13 protein-coding genes are annotated in these 17,534 nt (G+C 70.9%); 8 read left to right on the forward strand and 5 right to left on the reverse strand.

The window, feature by feature from the left end:
- Positions 1 to 28: 28 nt before the first annotated feature.
- From KI385_RS32770 to KI385_RS32785, 4 genes are all read left to right on the forward strand, one after another.
- Entirely contained in the window at positions 29 to 1,195 is a 1,167-nt protein-coding gene (locus tag KI385_RS32770) for a sensor histidine kinase (protein WP_238575675.1), read from the forward strand.
- Positions 1,192 to 1,866, forward strand: coding sequence for a response regulator transcription factor (locus KI385_RS32775; protein ID WP_238575676.1), 675 nt, complete (start codon positions 1,192 to 1,194; stop codon positions 1,864 to 1,866). The genes KI385_RS32770 and KI385_RS32775 overlap by 4 nt, the downstream gene beginning before the upstream one ends.
- Positions 1,867 to 1,973: 107 nt before the next feature.
- Positions 1,974 to 2,477: a DUF485 domain-containing protein gene (locus tag KI385_RS32780; RefSeq protein WP_238575677.1), complete on the forward strand. Its 504-nt coding sequence runs from the start codon at positions 1,974 to 1,976 to the stop codon at positions 2,475 to 2,477.
- Positions 2,474 to 4,078 carry a solute symporter family protein gene (locus KI385_RS32785; RefSeq protein WP_238575678.1) on the forward strand — a complete coding sequence of 535 codons (1,605 nt, stop codon included), beginning with the start codon at positions 2,474 to 2,476 and terminating at the stop codon, positions 4,076 to 4,078. The genes KI385_RS32780 and KI385_RS32785 overlap by 4 nt, the downstream gene beginning before the upstream one ends.
- Positions 4,079 to 4,110: 32 nt before the next feature.
- Here the strand turns inward: KI385_RS32785 and KI385_RS32790 are convergent, their stop codons facing one another.
- The 4 genes from KI385_RS32790 to KI385_RS32805 form a co-directional block, all read right to left on the reverse strand.
- Positions 4,111 to 4,785: a DUF7342 family protein gene (locus tag KI385_RS32790; RefSeq protein WP_238575679.1), complete on the reverse strand. Its 675-nt coding sequence runs from the start codon at positions 4,783 to 4,785 to the stop codon at positions 4,111 to 4,113.
- On the reverse strand, positions 4,782 to 6,443 hold the full coding sequence (locus KI385_RS32795) for an ATP-binding protein (protein WP_238577957.1): 1,662 nt from the start codon (positions 6,441 to 6,443) through the stop codon (positions 4,782 to 4,784). The genes KI385_RS32790 and KI385_RS32795 overlap by 4 nt, the downstream gene beginning before the upstream one ends.
- 509 nt (positions 6,444 to 6,952) lie before the next feature.
- The gene (locus KI385_RS32800; protein ID WP_238575680.1) at positions 6,953 to 7,978 is read right to left on the reverse strand and encodes a ferredoxin family protein; all 1,026 of its coding nucleotides are present in this window, start codon (positions 7,976 to 7,978) and stop codon (positions 6,953 to 6,955) included.
- An 83-nt stretch (positions 7,979 to 8,061) separates the two neighbouring features.
- Positions 8,062 to 9,309 (reverse strand): citrate synthase, encoded by a 1,248-nt coding sequence (locus KI385_RS32805; RefSeq protein ID WP_238575681.1) that lies wholly within the window; start codon positions 9,307 to 9,309, stop codon positions 8,062 to 8,064.
- Between the two features lie 111 nt (positions 9,310 to 9,420).
- On the opposite strand from KI385_RS32805, the gene KI385_RS32810 reads away from it, so the two are divergent.
- Both KI385_RS32810 and KI385_RS32815 read left to right on the forward strand, forming a co-directional pair.
- Positions 9,421 to 10,590 carry a citrate synthase/methylcitrate synthase gene (locus KI385_RS32810; RefSeq protein ID WP_238575682.1) on the forward strand — a complete coding sequence of 390 codons (1,170 nt, stop codon included), beginning with the start codon at positions 9,421 to 9,423 and terminating at the stop codon, positions 10,588 to 10,590.
- Between the two features lie 120 nt (positions 10,591 to 10,710).
- Positions 10,711 to 11,868, forward strand: a complete 1,158-nt coding sequence (locus KI385_RS32815; RefSeq protein WP_238575683.1) for a CobW family GTP-binding protein — start codon at positions 10,711 to 10,713, stop codon at positions 11,866 to 11,868.
- 63 nt (positions 11,869 to 11,931) lie between these two features.
- On the opposite strand, the gene KI385_RS32820 is transcribed toward KI385_RS32815, so the two are convergent.
- On the reverse strand, positions 11,932 to 14,379 hold the full coding sequence (locus KI385_RS32820) for a DNA gyrase/topoisomerase IV subunit A (protein ID WP_238575684.1): 2,448 nt from the start codon (positions 14,377 to 14,379) through the stop codon (positions 11,932 to 11,934).
- A 303-nt stretch (positions 14,380 to 14,682) separates the two neighbouring features.
- Between KI385_RS32820 and KI385_RS32825 the strand changes: the two genes are divergently transcribed.
- Both KI385_RS32825 and KI385_RS32830 read left to right on the forward strand, forming a co-directional pair.
- Positions 14,683 to 16,023, forward strand: coding sequence for a M16 family metallopeptidase (locus KI385_RS32825; RefSeq protein WP_238577958.1), 1,341 nt, complete (start codon positions 14,683 to 14,685; stop codon positions 16,021 to 16,023).
- Positions 16,024 to 16,061: 38 nt separating this feature from the next.
- Entirely contained in the window at positions 16,062 to 17,444 is a 1,383-nt protein-coding gene (locus KI385_RS32830; protein WP_238577959.1) for a M16 family metallopeptidase, read from the forward strand.
- Positions 17,445 to 17,534 lie beyond the last annotated feature (90 nt).

Consider the following 17,534-nt stretch of genomic DNA (forward strand, 5'->3'; position numbering starts at 1 on the left):
CCGGCGCGCGCCATCGGAGGGACCGTACGTGCCGCTGAACTCCTGGACGAGCTGGCCCCTGCGGGAGTCACTGTCCCATGAAGGCATCAGCGGCACCCGGCTGTGGATCGGCCGGTCGGTGCGTGTCCTGGTGGTCGCCGGGCTGGTGTGGACCACCCTGGCGGGGCCGGGCTTCCGAGGGTGGGGCCTGGTGGCGGCCGTCGCCGGGATGGCCATTACCGTGCTGGCCTTCCGCGGCTTCTTCCGTACGACGCTGGAACGCCGCCTGTGGCCGTCCGTCGCACTGTTCGCCGTACTGGAGGCCGCGGCTTTCGGCTTCGAGTTCGCCGGGGCACGGACACCTGCGATCGTCCTGTGGTGCGCCTGCGCCATCACCGCCATGGGGCGGCTGCCGCTGAGCGTCGCCGTGCCCTGCTCCGCCGCCGCCCTCGGCGCGTACGCAGCGGTCAACACCGACAACTGGATGGCGACCGCCGCGACCACCGTGGGCCTGGCGCTGGCGGGCTATGTCACACGGCTGGACGCCGAGGCACGTGGCAACGCCCATCGGCTGCTGGCCCAGGAACGCGCGGCCCGTAAGGCCGAAGCCGAAACGGCGGCCCTCACCGAACGGGGGCGCATCGCACGCGAGATCCACGACGTGCTCGCCCACAGCCTCAGCGCCCAGCTGGTTCACCTGGAGGCGGCGCGACTGCTGATCCAGCGCAGCACCGACCTCGAGGCCGACCGTGACCATCTCCTGGAGCGGGTGGTGGCGTGCCGGGGAATGGCCCGAGAAGGGCTGGACGGCACGCGTGAGGCGCTTTCCGCCCTCCGCGGGGAGGTGATCCCGGTCGAAGACTTTCTGCGCCGTCTGACCAGCGCTGAGGGCGCTCAGCTGGACGTCTCGGGCGAGGCCCGCCCTTTGCCGGCCGAAGCGGGGCTCGCGGTCCGCAGGGTCGTCCAGGAGGCGCTGACGAACGTACGCAAGCACGCCCCGGGCGCCCGGGTGCATGTGCGGCTGGAGTACGCGGTGGACGACGTAGGACTCGAGGTGCGTGACTCCGGTGGCCGCGGCAAGCCCGGTGAACTCGCGAAGAGCGGTTCCGGGTACGGTCTGCTCGGGATGCGCGAGCGCGCCGAACTCCTCGGCGGAACGCTGGAGTCCGGCCCCGACGAGGAGGGTTTCGTGGTGCGGCTGCGGGTGCCTGCATGACGGCACGCACGGTGGCGCGTGTCGTGGTCGCCGATGACCAGACGGTGGTGCGCGAGGGAATCGTGATGCTGCTGGGGCTGCTGCCGGGAATCGAGGTCGTCGGATCGGCCCCGGACGGCGAGGAAGCGGTCCGTATGGTCGCCGAACTCGCCCCCGACGTCGTCCTGATGGACCTACGCATGCCACGCTGCGACGGCGTCGAGGCCACCCGCCGGATCCGCACCGATCACCCCGGCACCCAGATCGTGGTGCTCACCACCTACGCCGACGACGACTCGCTCTTCCCGGCCCTGCAGGCCGGTGCCCGCGGCTATCTGACCAAGGACGCGGACGGCGACGAGATCGTCCGCGCCATCGACGATGTGCTGTCGGGCGAGGCCGGACTGTCGCCGAAGATCCAGCGCAGACTGCTGGAACGCTTCACGGAGCCCGTACGGACCCCGCCACAGCCGCCGGCCGAGCCCCCGGACGGGCTGACCGCCCGCGAAGTGGAGGTGCTGCGGCTGGTCGCCGAGGGCCGGTCGAATCCGGAGATCGCACGCACGCTGCATGTCTCCACCGCGACCGTGAAGACCCACATCAACAATCTCTTCGCCAAAGCGGGGCTGCGGGACCGGGCCCAAGCCATCCACTACGCCTACCGCCACGGACTCGCACAGCCGCCCGGATGATTCATCACCTGATGGGGTGAAGGGTCCGGAATGGAGCATCCGAGATCCTCCTTTCTGTCCACCCTTGGGCCGCACGGACAACAGACCCGTGCACCAAGGAGAGTTCGGTGGACAAGCAGGACGGCCGCTCGGCCGGTGAACCAGGGGCCGTACGGCTCGATGAGCCCTGGTACGACGCTCTCGCCTCCGGGTGGGGCGATCTGGACGGCACGGCGGACGCAACGGGTGAGCGGGACCGCGCCCAGGCGCCGCTGCCGGAACCGGAACCGGAACCGCGGCCCACGCCGTACGGTGAGGTCTATCTGGCGGTGCAGCGGAGCGCGGCCTTCCAGGAGGTGCGCCGCCGCTACCGACGATTCGTTGTGCCCGCCACGGCAGCCTTCCTGGCCTGGTACCTCGCCTACGTGACCGCCGCGATTGCCGCGCCGGGTCTCATGGCGCACCGCGTTGCTGGTGCCCTCAACGTCGCGATGCTCGCCGGGCTCGGCCAGTTCGCCACAACATTTCTGCTCACCTGGGCATACGCACGCCATGCGCGGCTGCGCCGGGACCGTGCGGCGCTCGACCTCCGCTGGGAGACCCAGGAACTGACCGGAGGGAACGCCCGGTGACCGGCGACCACCAGACTCTCGCGCTGGTCCTGTTCAGCGTGTTCATCGCGGTCACCCTCGCGATCACCACCTGGGTGAGCCGCCGCAGGCGCGGCTCCACCGAGGAGTTCTACGCGGGCGGCAGGCTCTTCTCGCCCATGGAGAACGGGTTCGCCATCGCCGGTGACTACATGTCCGCCGCATCCTTCCTCGGCATCTCCGGACTGATCGCCCTCTACGGCTACGACGGCCTGCTGTACTCGGTCGGCTTCCTCGTCGCCTGGCTCGTCGTCCTCTTCCTCGTCGCCGAACTGGTCCGCAACTGCGGCAGGTTCACCCTCGCCGATGTCGTCGCCGCCCGGATGCGCGAACGCCCCGTCCGCATCGCGGCCGGCGCGGCGTCCGTCACCGTGTCCGTGCTCTACCTGGTGGCACAGATGGTCGGCGCCGGCAGCCTGGTCGCGCTTCTCCTCGGTGGAGCGGGCCCGCAGGCCCGTACCTGGATGGTGATCGGGGTCGGCGCGCTGATGGTGGTCTACGTCGCCCTCGGCGGCATGCGGGCCACGACCTGGATCCAGGTCGTGAAAGCCGTGCTCCTCATGGGCGGCGCCATCACACTGACCGTCCTGGTGGTCATCCGTTTCCACGGCGACATCAACGCACTGCTGAACACCGCAGCCGAACGCAGCGGCCACGGACGGGACTTCCTCGCACCCGGCCTCAAATACGGCGGCGACTGGACCTCGCGGCTCGATTTCATCAGCCTCGGCATGGCGCTCGTGCTGGGGACGGCCGGGCTGCCGCACATCCTGTCCCGCTTCTACACCGTCCCCACGGCGCGCGCCGCCCGGCGCTCCGTCGTCTGGTCCATCGGCCTGATCGGTGGCTTCTACCTGATGACCATCGTGCTCGGCTTCGGCGCCGCCGCGGTGCTCGGCAGCGACGCCGTCCGCACGTCCAACACGGCCGGCAACACCGCCGTCCCACTCCTCGCCCTCGACCTGGGAGGCGGCGCCGGTTCGACGGGGGGAACAGTTCTCTTCGCCGTGGTGGCCGCGGTCGCGTTCGCCACCATCCTGGCCGTGGTCGCCGGCATCACGCTCGCCTCGTCGGCCTCCGTGGCACACGACCTGTACGCCTCGCTGCGACGCCCACGCGGCACGGCGCGCGACGCACAACGTCGTGAGGTGGCCGTGGCACGCATCGCGGCGGTGGCCGTCGGCGCGGTCGCCATCGGCCTCGCCCTGCTCGCCCAGGACTTGAACGTCGCCTTCCTGGTGGGCCTGGCATTCGCCGTCGCCGCGTCGGCCAACCTGCCGGCTCTGCTGTACGCCCTCTTCTGGCGCCGCTTCACGACCCGGGGCGCGGTCTGGTCCGTGTACGGCGGTCTGATCCCGGCGATCACCCTGGTCGTCCTCTCACCGGTGGTCTCCGGCAGTCCGCAGTCACTCTTCCCCCGACTGGACTTCGCCCTCTTCCCCCTCGACAACCCCGGGGTCGTATCCATCCCGCTGGGCTTCCTGATGGGCTGGCTGGGAACGGTGCTCTCCCCAGAGCCCGCCGACGAGGCCCGGCACGCAGAGACGGAGGTACGGGCGCTCACGGGGGCAGGAGCGGCTTAGGGCGTTGCCGATGCTGCTCCGTCGGACGGTTCCTAGACCCACTCGTAACGGTGCTCGGGGCGGCCGGTCTCGCCGTACTTGAGGGTGAGGCGCACCCGCCCGGTGCGTTCCAGGAGCTTGAGGTAGCGCTGGGCGGTCTGCCGGCTCAGCCCTGCCCGGAGGGCGACGTCCTGGGCGGACAGCGGGGCCTCCGCGGAGCGCAGCACCGAGCGCACCCGGTCGGCGGTGGCGGTGGAGTGCCCCTTGGGCAACTCGGCGGGGCCTGCGTTGGCGGCTCCCAACGCCCCGAAGATCCGGTCCACTTCGGACTGCTCCGCTTGCCCGCCACCCGCAAACGTACGGTGCAGCGCCGCGTACCCCTCCAACTTGGAGCGCAGACCCGCGAAGGTGAACGGCTTGACCAGGTACTGAAGCGCACCGTGGCGCATGGCCGCCTGCACGGTGGCGATGTCCCGGGCCGCCGTCACCATGATCACGTCGGTGAGCAGACCGCGCCGCCGCAGATCGCCGACCAGTTGGAGCCCGGTTCTGTCGGGGAGATAGTGGTCCAGAAGGATCAGGTCGACGGGGTGTGTTTCCAGGGCGGTAAGGGCCTCTGTGGCGGTGTACGCGAGGCAACTGACCCGGAATCCCTCGACCTTGGCGACGTATGCCGCGTTGATCTGCGCGACCCGCACATCGTCGTCCACGACCAGTACGTCGATCATCGGCCGGCCTCCGTGGCGTCTTCGGGGTGGCGAGAGCCCTCGGCGGCTTCGGCTCGCCCGGTGGCGTGGCTGTCTGCGACCGCTTCCTGGCGGGTCGCTGAACGTGACCCGGGCAGCTCCTCGGACAGCGCGTCGGGGACCGTCACGGTGAACATCGCGCCGCCACCGGGGCGGTCGCCGACCTCGACGCCACCTCCGTAGCGCTCGGCGAGACGCCGTACGAGCGCCAGGCCGATGCCGCGCTGCCCGTGGGCGGGCGGCTCCTTGGTCGTCCAGCCCTCGGTGAAGATCTCCGCGCGACGTGCCTCGGGCACGCCCGGCCCGTTGTCGCTCACGCGTACAACGGCGGTCCGGCCGTCGGCGCGGACCGCCACCTCCAGTTGCGCGTCGCGCTCACCCGACGTGGCGTCCAGGGCGTTGTCGACGAGGTTTCCCAGGACGGTGACCAGGCTGTGCGGGTCGACCAGACGGTCGGGCAGATGCGTATCGGGGGAGATGCTCAAGGAGACGCCGCGCTCGGTGGCGACGGTGGCCTTGCCCACCAGGAGGGCGGCGAGCAGCGGATCGTGGATGCGCTCGGTGACCTGTTCCGCCGTCGCTCGGTGCACACCCACGGCCTGTGTCACAAAGTCCACGGCCTCCTCGTGCAGCCCCAGTTCGAGCAGGCCGAGGAGGGTGTGCAGCCGGTTGGCGTGCTCGTGGTCCTGGGCGCGGAGGGCATCGATGAGGCCGCGGGTGCCGTCCAGTTCGCGGCCGAGCCGTTCCAGCTCGGTGCGGTCGCGAAGGGTGACCACGGCGCCGCCGTCGTCAGTCGGCATGCGGTTCGCCACCAGGACCCGGTGCCCGCTGACGGCCAGCAGGTCCGCGCCGGAAACCCGGCCGGCCAGCACGTCCGTCGTACGGCCGGGCGGGAGGGCCGCGTCCAAGGGGCGGCCGGCGTCCTCGGCACGCAGGTCGAGGAGGCGCTGCGCCTCGTCGTTCATGAGGCGGATGCGGCCGTTCTTGTCGAGCGCGAGGAAGCCCTCACGGATGCCGTGCAGCATGGCCTCGCGCTCGGTGAGCAGCGCGGAGATGTCGGAGAACGCCAGGTCGTGCGTACGGCGCTGGAGGCGGCGGGAGACGAGATAGGCGGCGAGTGCGCCGACGGCGAGCGCCCCGCCCGCGTAGGCGAGCAGCTGGGGGACGGTGGAGAGTAGCCGTTCCTGGACGCTCTCGTACGCGATACCGACGGAGACGGCGCCCACGACCTCGCCGTTCTCGTCGCGCAGCGGGACCTTGCCGCGCGCGGAACGGCCGAGGGTGCCCTCGTCGATCTGCATGACCTCCCGGCCGGAGAGTGCGACGCTCGGGTCGGTCGAGACATGGTGGCCGATCTCGTCCGGGTCGGTGTGGGACCAGCGCACTCCTCGCTTGTCCATGATCACTACGTACTCGGCACCAGTGGCGGCGCGAATGCGTTCCGCCTCGTTCTGGACGGGGCCGTGCCGTGTCGGGCGGGAGGACTCCAGGGCGTCGTCGAGCCGCGGCTGGGCGGCGGTGGTCTGCGCAATGGCGAGGGCGCGGCGCATCGCCTGATCGTCGAGCTGGGCGCTGAGAGGGGCGAGGAACAGGCCGGTGGCCAACGCTGTCACACCGGTGGCGATGGCCAATTGCACCATCAGCACCTGGGAGAACACGCGCCGAGGCCAGCCCAGGCGCGGCAGGGGCACGCGCAGTTTGGTGGCGGCCGGTCTGCGGTCGGCCGGAAACGTCGCGGAACCCGAGAGCCCTGCGGCGCTCGGGCGCGGAGCCGACGCTTCCTTTTCGCCCATACGAACGAACAGTAAGGGCGGCGCCGGTCGGGCGGGTAATCCCTCGACGGACCGAATGCGGAGGGTGTCCGGGCGGCGACGCGCAGCGGGGTGCGAACGACGAGAGAGGGCCGCGAGGAGTTATCCACAGGCCTGTCGGTCGCGGATTGTGTGCGCTTAGCCTCGCATTGTGAAGCCGGGTCTTGCGCGGGCCGCCAGGGCCGATGACGTGCAGGGGGATGCGTGCGAGGGGCGCGCGGAGAGGAGCCGTTATGTGGGCGGCGGGGGATTGGCTACGGGGCGTGGCGCTCAGCGTCGCAGGTCGCAAGGCAAGGCAAGCGACGCCCCGCCAAGAGCGACTCGACGAGCGGCAGTCCTCAAGAGCGACTCATTGCTGTTGCTGCCCTCACAGGAGGCACGCCGCTCATCTCGGTCAACACGCCGCTCATCTCGGTCAAGGAGACAACCGCCATTCGCGCCGGTGGACCGAGCGGCGCACCACAGCTAGCGGGCGCCGGAGCACCATCGGCCCGCTCTTCGACAGCCACCCGCCACATGCGGCCGTCCGCGTGCCCGACGGTAACGGTCCACGCGGGGGAGGTTCCCGTAGCCGTCCCGCTGACGGGCGCCAGGCTGTCGGTCGCCACCGGTTCGGGCCGCACCGTGTCGGTCCGTACGACGTCGAGTGCGTCCGCCCGGTCCTCTCCGATCAGCGCACGGACCGCGAGGTCGGCGGCCTGGGCCGGCCGGTCCCACGCCGAGCGGCCGCGGCAGTGGTCCCTCGTGATCCGTCCGTCGCGCGCCGCCTCCACGGCGTCCTTGACCAAAGGGGCCGCGGCGCGTCCGTAGGCGTAGCCGTAGGGGAGGACGAAGAGGGTGGGGGAGAAGCGGTGTCCTCCGATGTGGGTGACCTCCCAGGCCTCGGTTCCGCCGGCGACGAGCTCGGCGGCCAGCGGGCGGCCGAGGAGGGCGCAGCAGCGGTCCCGCTTGCCGTTGGTGCACACGAGGACCAGCGGCTCACCGGTGTACGGCTCCCAGAGGCCGTCATGCTCTCCTGCCCCGAGGGCGGAGAAGTTCAGGCCGAGGGCCGCTCGCGGGTCGGTGACGCTGGTCGTGCGGATCCAGGAGCGCCCCGGGGTGGTGTGCGCAAGGAACAGCCGGCGCCGGGAGACGCCGTGACAGTCGGCGTGGCGCCCGGGCCTGCGGATGAGGGCGACGCGTACGCCCGTCCCCTCTGCCGCGGCTTCCAGAGCCCGGCCGACGTCAGGGTCGAGGTGACTGTCCGTCAGTGCCTTGGCTCCCCAGGGCCCTGTCTGCTCGATGAGCAGCCAGGTCCGGGCGGTGGCGGCGGTCCCGGCGAGAGGTTCGGCCGATTCACGGGAAGTGGTGGCGCAGGTACTCACAAAGGTGAGCCTAACCTCATTCGCCCGCAGTCGGATCGCGGGAGTCTCCCAAGGGAGCCGGTGGGCAACCCGCAGCCTTCCTATCAGGGAAGCGGCTGCGGCGGGCGGGGGCCGTGGTACTGCCCGCTGGGGCGCATGCGGAGTGGGCGTTCGCCGTACTCCTCCAGTGCGTGCGCGACCCAGCCGGCCGTCCGGGCAATGGCGAAAATTGTTTCGCCCGCCTCGGTCGGCATGCCTGTCGAAACCGTCAGCACGGCCAGCGCGAGGTCGACGTTGGCGTGCAGTTCCGTGTGTCTGGCCGTCGTGGTGATCACTTCGCGTGCGGCCTGCAGGGCGGGGTGTGCCCGCGGTACGTCCTGCAGAAGCCGGAAGAGGGTGCGGGCCCGCGGGTCCTCGCCCGGGTAGAGACGGTGGCCGAGGCCCGGCACCCGGCGACCTGCCCGCAGGTGGTCGGCGACGACGGCGGCTGCGCTGCCGCGTTCCAGCACCTCCACCAGCATCCGGTGGGCGAGTCCGCTCGCCGCGCCGTGCAGCGTGCCGTCCAGTGCCCCGAAGCCGGCCGAGACGATCGCGTACGGATGGGCGCGTGCGGAGGCGGCGACCCGGACCGCGAGTGTGGAGGCGGCGAGGTCGTGGTCGATGAGCAGGACCAGTGCGGCATCCAGGACGCGCAATGACGCAGCGTCGGCCGGCTCGGACGTAAGTCGCGACCACAGGCGCGGCGCTAGCGAGTCCGCGGCGTGCTGCTCAGGGAACTGTGACGGCAAGGCGTCGACGAGGGTCGGGATGAGGCTGCGGGCGGTGTTGAGGACGGCGTCCTCGGACAGATCGAAGCGCAGGGGGTCGGCGGCCGCCGCGGCGATCAGGGCGACCCGCAGCCGGTCCATCGGACCGCTGTGTGCCGGCAGTGCCTGTACGGCGCGGCGGGCAGCGGACAGCGCGTCGTGCGGTGCTGCGAAGTGGGTGCCGCGGTGCAGGTCACCGGTCCACAGCCACTCGGCGACTTCCTCGTAGCTGTAGTGGGCGGCGAGCTCCGATGTGTCGACGCCGCGGAAGTAGCAGTGGTCGCGGTCGATCAGTGTGATGCCGGTACGGACCGCCAACTCGCCACCCGAGGCCGCGGGTTCGCGCCGGCCGCCTCGGCGGGCGAGTGCGTCGACCTCCTTGGCGTCGAAGGTGCTGCCCCGGCCGCCCGGCTCGCGACGGCTGGTGAGCTGGCCGCGGCTTACGTAGGCGTACACCGTCTCGGGCTTCACGCCCAGCCGGTCGGCCGCCTCCCGGGTGCTCAGCCGCTGCCCGCCCGTGTCCTGCGCCGTTTCCTGATCCGCCATGGGGCCACCGTATCCAGGCTCATCCATATTGATTCAATCAACATTGACAATGTTGAGTCAAGCATAGACAGTCGAATCAATATTCAGGGAGGAAGAACAAGGAGATCCGCCATGCCGATCGCCGAGGCGAACGCACCCTTCGACGCGCCCCGCGGACTCGCGGGCGTCATCGTCACCGAGACCCAACTCGGCGACGTCCGGGGCATCGAGGGCTTCTACCACTACCGCCAGTACTCCGCCGTCGAGCTGGCCACGACCCGCAGTTTCGAGGACGTCTGGTACCTGATGTTTCACGGCGCGTTGCCGGACGCGGCGCAGCTGGCGGCCTTCCGGGCCGAGACCGCCGCCCTGCGCCCGCTGCCCGCGGCCGTACGCGACGCCTTGCCCGCCATCGCCCACGCCGGCGCACTCTCCGGCCCGCTCGCCGGGCTGCGTACCGCGCTCTCCCTGCTCGGCGCGACGGCCGGCTTCCGGCCGCTGTACGACATCGACGCCGACCGCCGCCGAGCCGACGCCCTCGCCGCCTGCGCCGCTGTACCGACCCTGCTCACCGCGCTCCACCGGCTAGGCCAGGGGCAGCAGCCCGTGGAGCCACGCGCGGATCTCGGCTACGCCGCCAACTACCTCTACATGCTCACCGGCGAGGAGCCGGAGCCCGACCGGGTCCGGGCGATCGAGGCGTATCTGATCTCCACCATTGACCACGGCTTCAACGCCTCGACCTTCACGGCCCGCGTCATCACCTCCACCGGCGCCGATCTCGCCGCCTGCCTCGTCGGCGCCGTCGGTGCGCTCTCCGGGCCGCTGCACGGCGGCGCACCCAGCCGTGCGCTGGACACCCTCGACGCCATCGGCACACCGGACCGGATCGATGCCTGGATCCGCGACCGTGTCCTGCGCGGTGACCGGATCATGGGCTTCGGGCACCCCGTCTACCGCACCGAGGACCCGCGCTCCCGGATGCTGCGCGGTATCGCTGAGGGCTTCGGCGGCCCGCTGGTGGAATTCGCCGTCCAGGTGGAGGCCCGGGTCGAGGCGCTGCTGGCCGAGCTCAAGCCCGGCCGCGAGCTGCACACCAACGTGGAGTTCTATGCGGGCGTCGTCATGGAGCTGTGCGGACTGCCGCGCGAGATGTTCACGCCCACCTTCTGCGCGGCCCGCGTGGTCGGCTGGAGCGCCAACATCCTGGAGCAGGCGGAGGACTCGAAGATCATCCGCCCGGCGGCCCGGTACGTCGGCCCGCGCCCGCCGCAGCCGCTGCCTGCTGTCGCAGCCCGCTAGACGGGAGGCGTTGAGGCGGTGCGGGGCGACAGAGCCCGCACCGCCGGCGGTCCGTTACGATCGACAGCTCGTCCGCCGCCGGTCCGCGCGGCCCGCCACCCGCACCATGGAGGCGCCCCCTTGGCCACGCCACAGATCCCGGTCGTCGTCCTCGCGGGCTTCCTCGGGTCGGGCAAGACGACCCTCCTCAACCACCTGCTCAGCGCCGGCGACGGCACCCGTATCGGCGCGATCGTCAACGACTTCGGCAGCATCGAGATCGACGCCATGACCGTCGCGGGCCAGGTGGACTCGATGGTCTCGCTCGGCAACGGCTGTCTGTGCTGCGCGGTCGACACCAGCGAACTGGACACCTACCTGGAGCGGCTGGCCCGGCCCGCCGCCCGTATCGACGTGATCGTCATCGAGGCCAGCGGGCTGGCCGAGCCGCAGGAACTCATCCGGATGATCCTCGCCAGCGACAACGAGCGGATCGTCTACGGCGGGCTGATCGAGGTCGTGGACGCCGCCGAGTTCGATGACACGCGGGCCCGGCACCCCGAACTGGACCGGCATGTGAGCATCGCCGACATCGTGGTGCTCAACAAGGCCGACCGCATCGCCGATGTGGCACGCCAGGAACTCATGGACACTCTCGCGGACCTCGCTCCCGGCAGGCCGGTGATCTGCACGGCATACGGGCGGGTCGACCCGGAGCTGTTCTTCGACCGGGGACCGGGGGAAGACTACGACCCGGCCGTGCGTCAGCTGTCCTTCGAGGACCTGCTGCGCGAGGCCGCAGCGAACCGGGAGCCCGGCCGCGACATCGCCGACAGCCACCACGACAGCACGCCCGGCACGTCCTGCACCCAGGGCGAGCACGGCCCCGACTGTGACCACCCCGACCATGTCCACCACCACGCGGGCCACCTCCACGCCGCCTACCAGAGCGTGGAGTTCACTTCCTCCGAGCCGATGCACCCGCGCCGCCTCATGGACTTTCTCGACAGCCGCCCGGCCGGCCTCTACCGCATCAAGGGCTTCGTCCACTTCGACGTTCCGGAGAACCGCCAGAAGTTCACGCTGCACGCCGTCGGCGACTTCCTGCGCTTCTACCCCGCACCGTGGCCGAAGGGCGAGGAACGCTGCACCCAACTCGTCATGATCGGCAGTGGCATCGACGCACCGGCGCTGCGCAAGGAGCTGGAGAACTGCCGGGAGACCGCACCGTCGGATGCCGATGTGAACAGCATGTGGGGCGTGCTGCGGTATGTGGCCGCGCGCGAGGACGACGAGTGACGCCGTCGGGCCGGTTCTTCACCGGCCCGACGGCGTCGGCCTCCACGCAACAGCGACTACCGGTTACACCGGCCCCGCCAGCGACGCCACGGGCTTCGCCAGCGGCACACCCGAGCCGTCCCGCCGCGGATCCGTCTCCGGCAGCTCGACCGGGGAGCCCTTGGCATCCGCGGCCCGGACCGGCGCCGGCCCGGCCCACGCCTGGGTCAGGCAGTCCTCGCCCTTCAGGAACCGCTGGCAGCGCACACCGCCGGTCGCCCGGCCCTTGCGCGGATACTGATCGAACGGGGTGATCTTGGCCGTCGCCACCGAGTCGTCCAGCGTGCCGTGCGAGCCGGCGACCGTGAACACCATGGCGTCGGCGGCCGGATCGACCGCCGCGAACGAGATCACCTTCGCGCCCTCGCCCAGCTTGACGCCCGCCATACCGCCCGCGGGCCGGCCCTGCGGCCGCACCTGCGACGCCGGGAAGCGGAGCAGTTGCGCCTCGTTGGTGATGAAGACCAGGTCCTCCTCACCCGTACGCAGCTCGGCCGCGCCCACGATGCGGTCGCCGTCCTTGAGGGTGATGACCTCCAACTCCTCCTTGTTGGCGGGGTAGTCGGGCACCACCCGCTTGACGACGCCCTGCTCCGTACCGAGCGCCAGGCCCGGCGAGGACTCGTCCAGCGTCGTCAGACAGATCACTTCCTCGCCGTTCTGCAGCGTCAGGAACTCGGACAGCTGCGCGCCACCGGAGAGATTGGGCGCCGCCGCCGTCTCCGGGAGCTGCGGCAGATCGATCACCGAGATCCGCAGCAGCCGGCCCGTGGACGTCACCGCGCCCACCTCGCCACGGGTCGTCGCCGGCACCGCCGAGATGATCACGTCATGCTTGACGCGCTTGGCCTCGGCGTCGAAGGGCACCTCGCCGGTGACCGTACGCGCCAGCAGGCCCGTCGAGGACAGCAGCACCCGGCACGGGTCGTCGGAGACCTCCAGCGGCACCGCGCCGACCGTGGTGCCGGCCGACTCCAGCAGGACCGTCCGCCGGTCCGTGCCGTACTTCTTCGCGACCGCGGCCAGCTCGTTGGAGACCAGCTTGCGCAGCTCCGCGTCCGACTCGAGGATCTGCGTCAGCTTCTCGATCTCGTCCTGCAGCCGGTCACGCTCCGACTCCAGCTCGATACGGTCGAACTTGGTCAGCCGGCGCAGCGGGGTGTCGAGGATGTACTGCGTCTGGATGTCGCTGAGAGAGAAGCGCTCGATCAGCCGCTCCTTGGCCTGTGCGCTGTTCTCGCTGGAGCGGATGAGGCGGATCACCTCGTCGATGTCCACCAGGGCCGTCAGCAGGCCCTCGACCAGGTGGAGACGGTCACGCCGCTTGGTCCGCCGGAACTCGCTGCGCCGGCGCACCACCTCGAAGCGGTGGTCGACGTAGACCTCCAGCAGCTCCTTGAGGCCCAGCGTCAGCGGCTGGCCGTCCACCAGCGCGACGTTGTTGATGCCGAAGGACTCCTCCATCGGCGTGAGCTTGTAGAGCTGCTCCAGGACGGCCTCGGGGTTGAAGCCGTTCTTGACCTCGATCACCAGCCGTAGGCCGTGCTCACGGTCGGTGAGGTCCTTGACGTCCGCGATGCCCTGCAGCTTCTTGGAGCCGACCAGGTCCTTGATCTTGGAGATGACCTTCTCGGGGCCGACTGCGAAGGGGAGTTCGGTGACAACCAGGCCCTTGCGGCGGGCGGTGACACTCTCCACCGTGACCGTCGCGCGGATCTTGAACGTGCCGCGGCCCTTCTCGTACGCGTCCCGTACGCCGCCGAGGCCCACGATCCGGCCACCCGTCGGCAGGTCGGGACCCGGCACGAAGCGCATCAGGGTGTCGAGATCGGCGTTCGGATGCTTGATCAGGTGGCGGGCCGCGGCGATGACCTCGCCCAGGTTGTGCGGCGGCATGTTCGTCGCCATACCGACGGCGATGCCGGAAGTGCCGTTGACGAGGAGGTTCGGGTACGCGGCGGGGAGTGCGACCGGCTCCTGCTCCTGGCCGTCGTAGTTCGGCGCGAAGTCGACGGTGTCCTCGTCGATGGACTCCGTCATCAGGGACGTCGCGGACGCCATCCGGCACTCGGTGTACCGCATCGCGGCGGGCGGGTCGTCGTTGCCCAGCGAGCCGAAGTTGCCGTGGCCGTCCACCAGCGGGACCCGCATGGAGAACGGCTGCGCCATGCGCACCAGGGCGTCGTAGATCGACGCGTCGCCGTGCGGATGGAGCTTACCCATCACCTCGCCGACGACCCGGGCGCACTTGACGTAGCCGCGGTCGGGCCGCAGGCCCATCTCGTTCATTTGGTACAGGATCCGGCGGTGCACGGGCTTGAGACCGTCGCGGGCGTCCGGCAGGGCGCGCGAGTAGATGACCGAATACGCGTACTCGAGGAAGGAACCCTGCATCTCGTCGACGACGTCGATGTCGAGGATCCTCTCCTCGAAGTCGTCCGGCGGCGGGGTCTTCGTGCTGCGGCGGGCCATCGCGGCTGCGGCTCCTTCTGCTGCGTCTACTGCCGAGGTCGGGGAGGCGACGTCGGGACGACGTCGGTCAATCGGTCGGGTCAACCAGCTGTGGGATCAACCCGCGAGTATCTCTGAGTCTGACGCGGACCATTGTGGACCGCCCCACTGACAACGCCGACCGCGACTCCCCCTTCGGCGACTCCGGGCGCCGAGCGCGGGGCACGTTCGGGGCCGGTCGCACGGGAACTTCGCCAGATGCCGACGCGCTTGCATACAGTGACAGAACTTCCTCGCAAGCGGATCGAAGGGACGTACATGCCCATGGGTCACACGGCCACAGAACAAGCCGGCTCCGGCGGCCTGACAGCAACCGAGCACCGGCTGGCCAACGGCCTGCGCGTGGTGCTCTCCGAAGACCACCTGACACCGGTCGCAGCGGTCTGCCTGTGGTACGACGTCGGTTCCCGCCACGAGGTCAAGGGCCGTACGGGCCTGGCTCACCTCTTCGAGCACCTGATGTTCCAGGGCTCCGCGCAGGTGAAGGGCAACGGCCACTTCGAGCTGGTGCAGGGCGCCGGCGGCTCGCTCAACGGCACCACGAGCTTCGAGCGCACCAACTACTTCGAGACCATGCCCGCCCATGAGCTGGAGCTCGCGCTCTGGCTGGAGGCGGACCGGATGGGCTCGCTGCTGACCGCGCTCGACGACGAGTCCATGGAGAACCAGCGCGACGTCGTCAAGAACGAGCGCCGCCAGCGCTACGACAACGTCCCCTACGGCACGGCCTTCGAGAAGCTGACGGCCATGGCGTACCCCGAGGGCCACCCGTACCACCACACGCCCATCGGGTCGATGGCCGACCTGGACGCGGCGTCCCTGGAGGACGCGCGGGCGTTCTTCCGCACGTACTACGCGCCCAACAACGCCGTCCTGTCGATCGTCGGTGACATCGACTCCGCACACACGCTGGCCTGGGTGGAGAAGTACTTCGGCTCGATCCCCTCGCACGACGGCAAGCAGCCGCCGAGGGACGGCACGCTGCCCGACAACATCGGCGGCGAGCTGCGCGAGGTCGTCGAGGAGGATGTGCCCTCGCGTGCCCTGATGGCGGCCTACCGCCTGCCGCACGACGGCACCCGTGAGGCGGACGCCGCGGACCTCGCGCTGACCGTCCTGGGCGGCGGCGAGTCCTCCCGCCTGTACAACCGGCTGGTGCGGCGCGACCGCAGCGCCGTGGCCGCAGGCTTCGGCCTGCTGCGGCTGGCCGGCGCGCCCTCGCTGGGCTGGCTGGACGTGAAGACGTCCGGTGGGGTGGAGGTCCCCGACATCGAGCGCGCGGTCGACGAGGAGCTGGCCCGCTTCGCCGCCGAGGGGCCGACCCCGGAGGAGATGGAGCGGGCGCAGGCCCAGTTGGAGCGCGAATGGCTGGACCGTCTGGCGACGGTCAGCGGCCGCGCCGACGAACTGTGCCGCTTCGCCGTCCTGTTCGGCGACCCGCAGCTCGCGCTGACCGCCGTCCAGCGGGTCCTGGACGTCACCCCCGAGGAGGTGCAGGCGGTCGCCAAGGCCCGGCTGCGCCCCGACAACCGCGCGGTGCTCGTCTACGAGCCCACCGAGCCGACCGACGCCGCCGACACCGAGGAAGGGGAGGCGGACCAGTGAGCGACGCCACCACCCACGCGGGTTCCCCCGCGAGCACCATGGACTTCCACCCGCAGCCCCAGGGCGGCGCGCCCAAGCCGTGGGCCTTCCCGGCCCCCGAGCGCAGCCAACTGCCCAACGGGCTCACCCTGCTGACCAGCCACCGCCCCGGCCAGCAGGTCGTCGCCGTCGAGATCAATCTCGTCGCCCCTCTGGACGCCGAGCCCGAGGCCCTGGACGGCGTCGCCACGATCATGGCGCGCGCCCTGTCCGAGGGCACCGACAAGCACGACGCGGAGGAGTTCGCCGCCGAGCTGGAACGCTGCGGCGCCACCCTGGACGCACACGCCGACCACCCCGGCGTACGGGTCTCCCTCGAGGTGCCGGCCTCCCGGCTGCACCGCGCGCTCGGCCTGCTCGCCGACGCGCTGCGCGCCCCCGCGTTCCCGGACAGCGAGGTCGAGCGGCTGGTGCGCAACCGCCTCGACGAGATCCCGCACGAGCTCGCCAACCCGGCCCGGCGTGCCGCGATGGCGCTGTCCAAGGAACTGTTTCCGGCCACCTCTCGCATGTCGCGGCCCCGTCAGGGCACCGAGGAGACCGTCGCCCGCGTCGACGCCGCGGCCGTCCGCGCCTTCTACGACGCCCATGTACGGCCCGCCACGGCCACCGCCGTCATCGTCGGTGACTTCACCGGCATCGACCTGGGCGCGGCGCTCGCCGACACCCTCGGCGCCTGGAGCGGCTCCACCGCCGAGCCGCTGAAGGCCTCGCCGATCATCGCCGACGACACCGGCCGTGTGGTGATCGTGGACCGCCCCGGTGCCGTCCAGACGCAGCTGCTCATCGGCCGTATCGGTGCAGACCGGCACGACCGGGTGTGGCCCGCGCAGGTCCTCGGCACGTACTGCCTGGGCGGCACCCTCACCTCGCGGCTGGACCGCGTGCTGCGTGAGGAGAAGGGCTACACCTACGGGGTGCGCGCCTTCGGCCAGGTGCTGCGCTCCACCGCCCCCACGTCTCCCGAGGGAGCCACCGGCGCCTCGCTGCTCGCCATCAGTGGCTCGGTGGACACCGCCTCCACCGTCCCGGCGCTGGAGGACCTGTGGCAGGTGCTGCGGACCCTCGCGGCAGGGGGGCTGACGGACGAGGAGCGGGATGTCGCCGTGCAGAACCTCGTCGGGGTCGCGCCGCTCAAGTACGAGACCGCGGCGGCCGTCGCGGGCACTCTCGCCGACCAGGTGGAGCAGCAGCTCCCGGACGACTTCCAGGCGCAGTTGTACGTCCGTCTCGCGGAGACCGGCACGGTCGAGGCGACCGCGGCGGCGGTCAACGCCTTCCCGGTGGACCGACTGGTCACGGTCCTGGTGGGTGACGCGGCGCAGATCGCCGAGCCCGTCAAGGCGCTGGGCATCGGTGAGGTGACGGTCGTCAGCGGCTAGCCCGTCATGTGACGGATGGTCACATATCGACAAAGCGGCTCCCGTGGTGCTCGTTCACCGCGGGAGCCGCTGTATGTCCGGTTTATCACG

This window comes from Streptomyces inhibens (genome assembly GCF_022221585.1).
GTDB lineage: Bacteria > Actinomycetota > Actinomycetes > Streptomycetales > Streptomycetaceae > Streptomyces > Streptomyces inhibens.

What these genes read in the sequence shown, in the direction of transcription:
- KI385_RS32805 (WP_238575681.1), bottom strand. Translation starts at nt 9,309, where the DNA reads ATGGCGGATCAGGAAACGGCGCAGGACACGGGCGGGCAGCGGCTGAGC.
- KI385_RS32790 (WP_238575679.1), bottom strand. Translation starts at nt 4,785, where the DNA reads ATGATCGACGTACTGGTCGTGGACGACGATGTGCGGGTCGCGCAGATC.
- KI385_RS32830 (WP_238577959.1), top strand. Translation starts at nt 16,062, where the DNA reads ATGGACTTCCACCCGCAGCCCCAGGGCGGCGCGCCCAAGCCGTGGGCC.
- KI385_RS32795 (WP_238577957.1), bottom strand. Translation starts at nt 6,443, where the DNA reads ATGGTGCAATTGGCCATCGCCACCGGTGTGACAGCGTTGGCCACCGGC.
- KI385_RS32810 (WP_238575682.1), top strand. Translation starts at nt 9,421, where the DNA reads ATGCCGATCGCCGAGGCGAACGCACCCTTCGACGCGCCCCGCGGACTC.
- KI385_RS32775 (WP_238575676.1), top strand. Translation starts at nt 1,192, where the DNA reads ATGACGGCACGCACGGTGGCGCGTGTCGTGGTCGCCGATGACCAGACG.
- KI385_RS32820 (WP_238575684.1), bottom strand. Translation starts at nt 14,379, where the DNA reads ATGGCCCGCCGCAGCACGAAGACCCCGCCGCCGGACGACTTCGAGGAG.
- KI385_RS32825 (WP_238577958.1), top strand. Translation starts at nt 14,683, where the DNA reads ATGGGTCACACGGCCACAGAACAAGCCGGCTCCGGCGGCCTGACAGCA.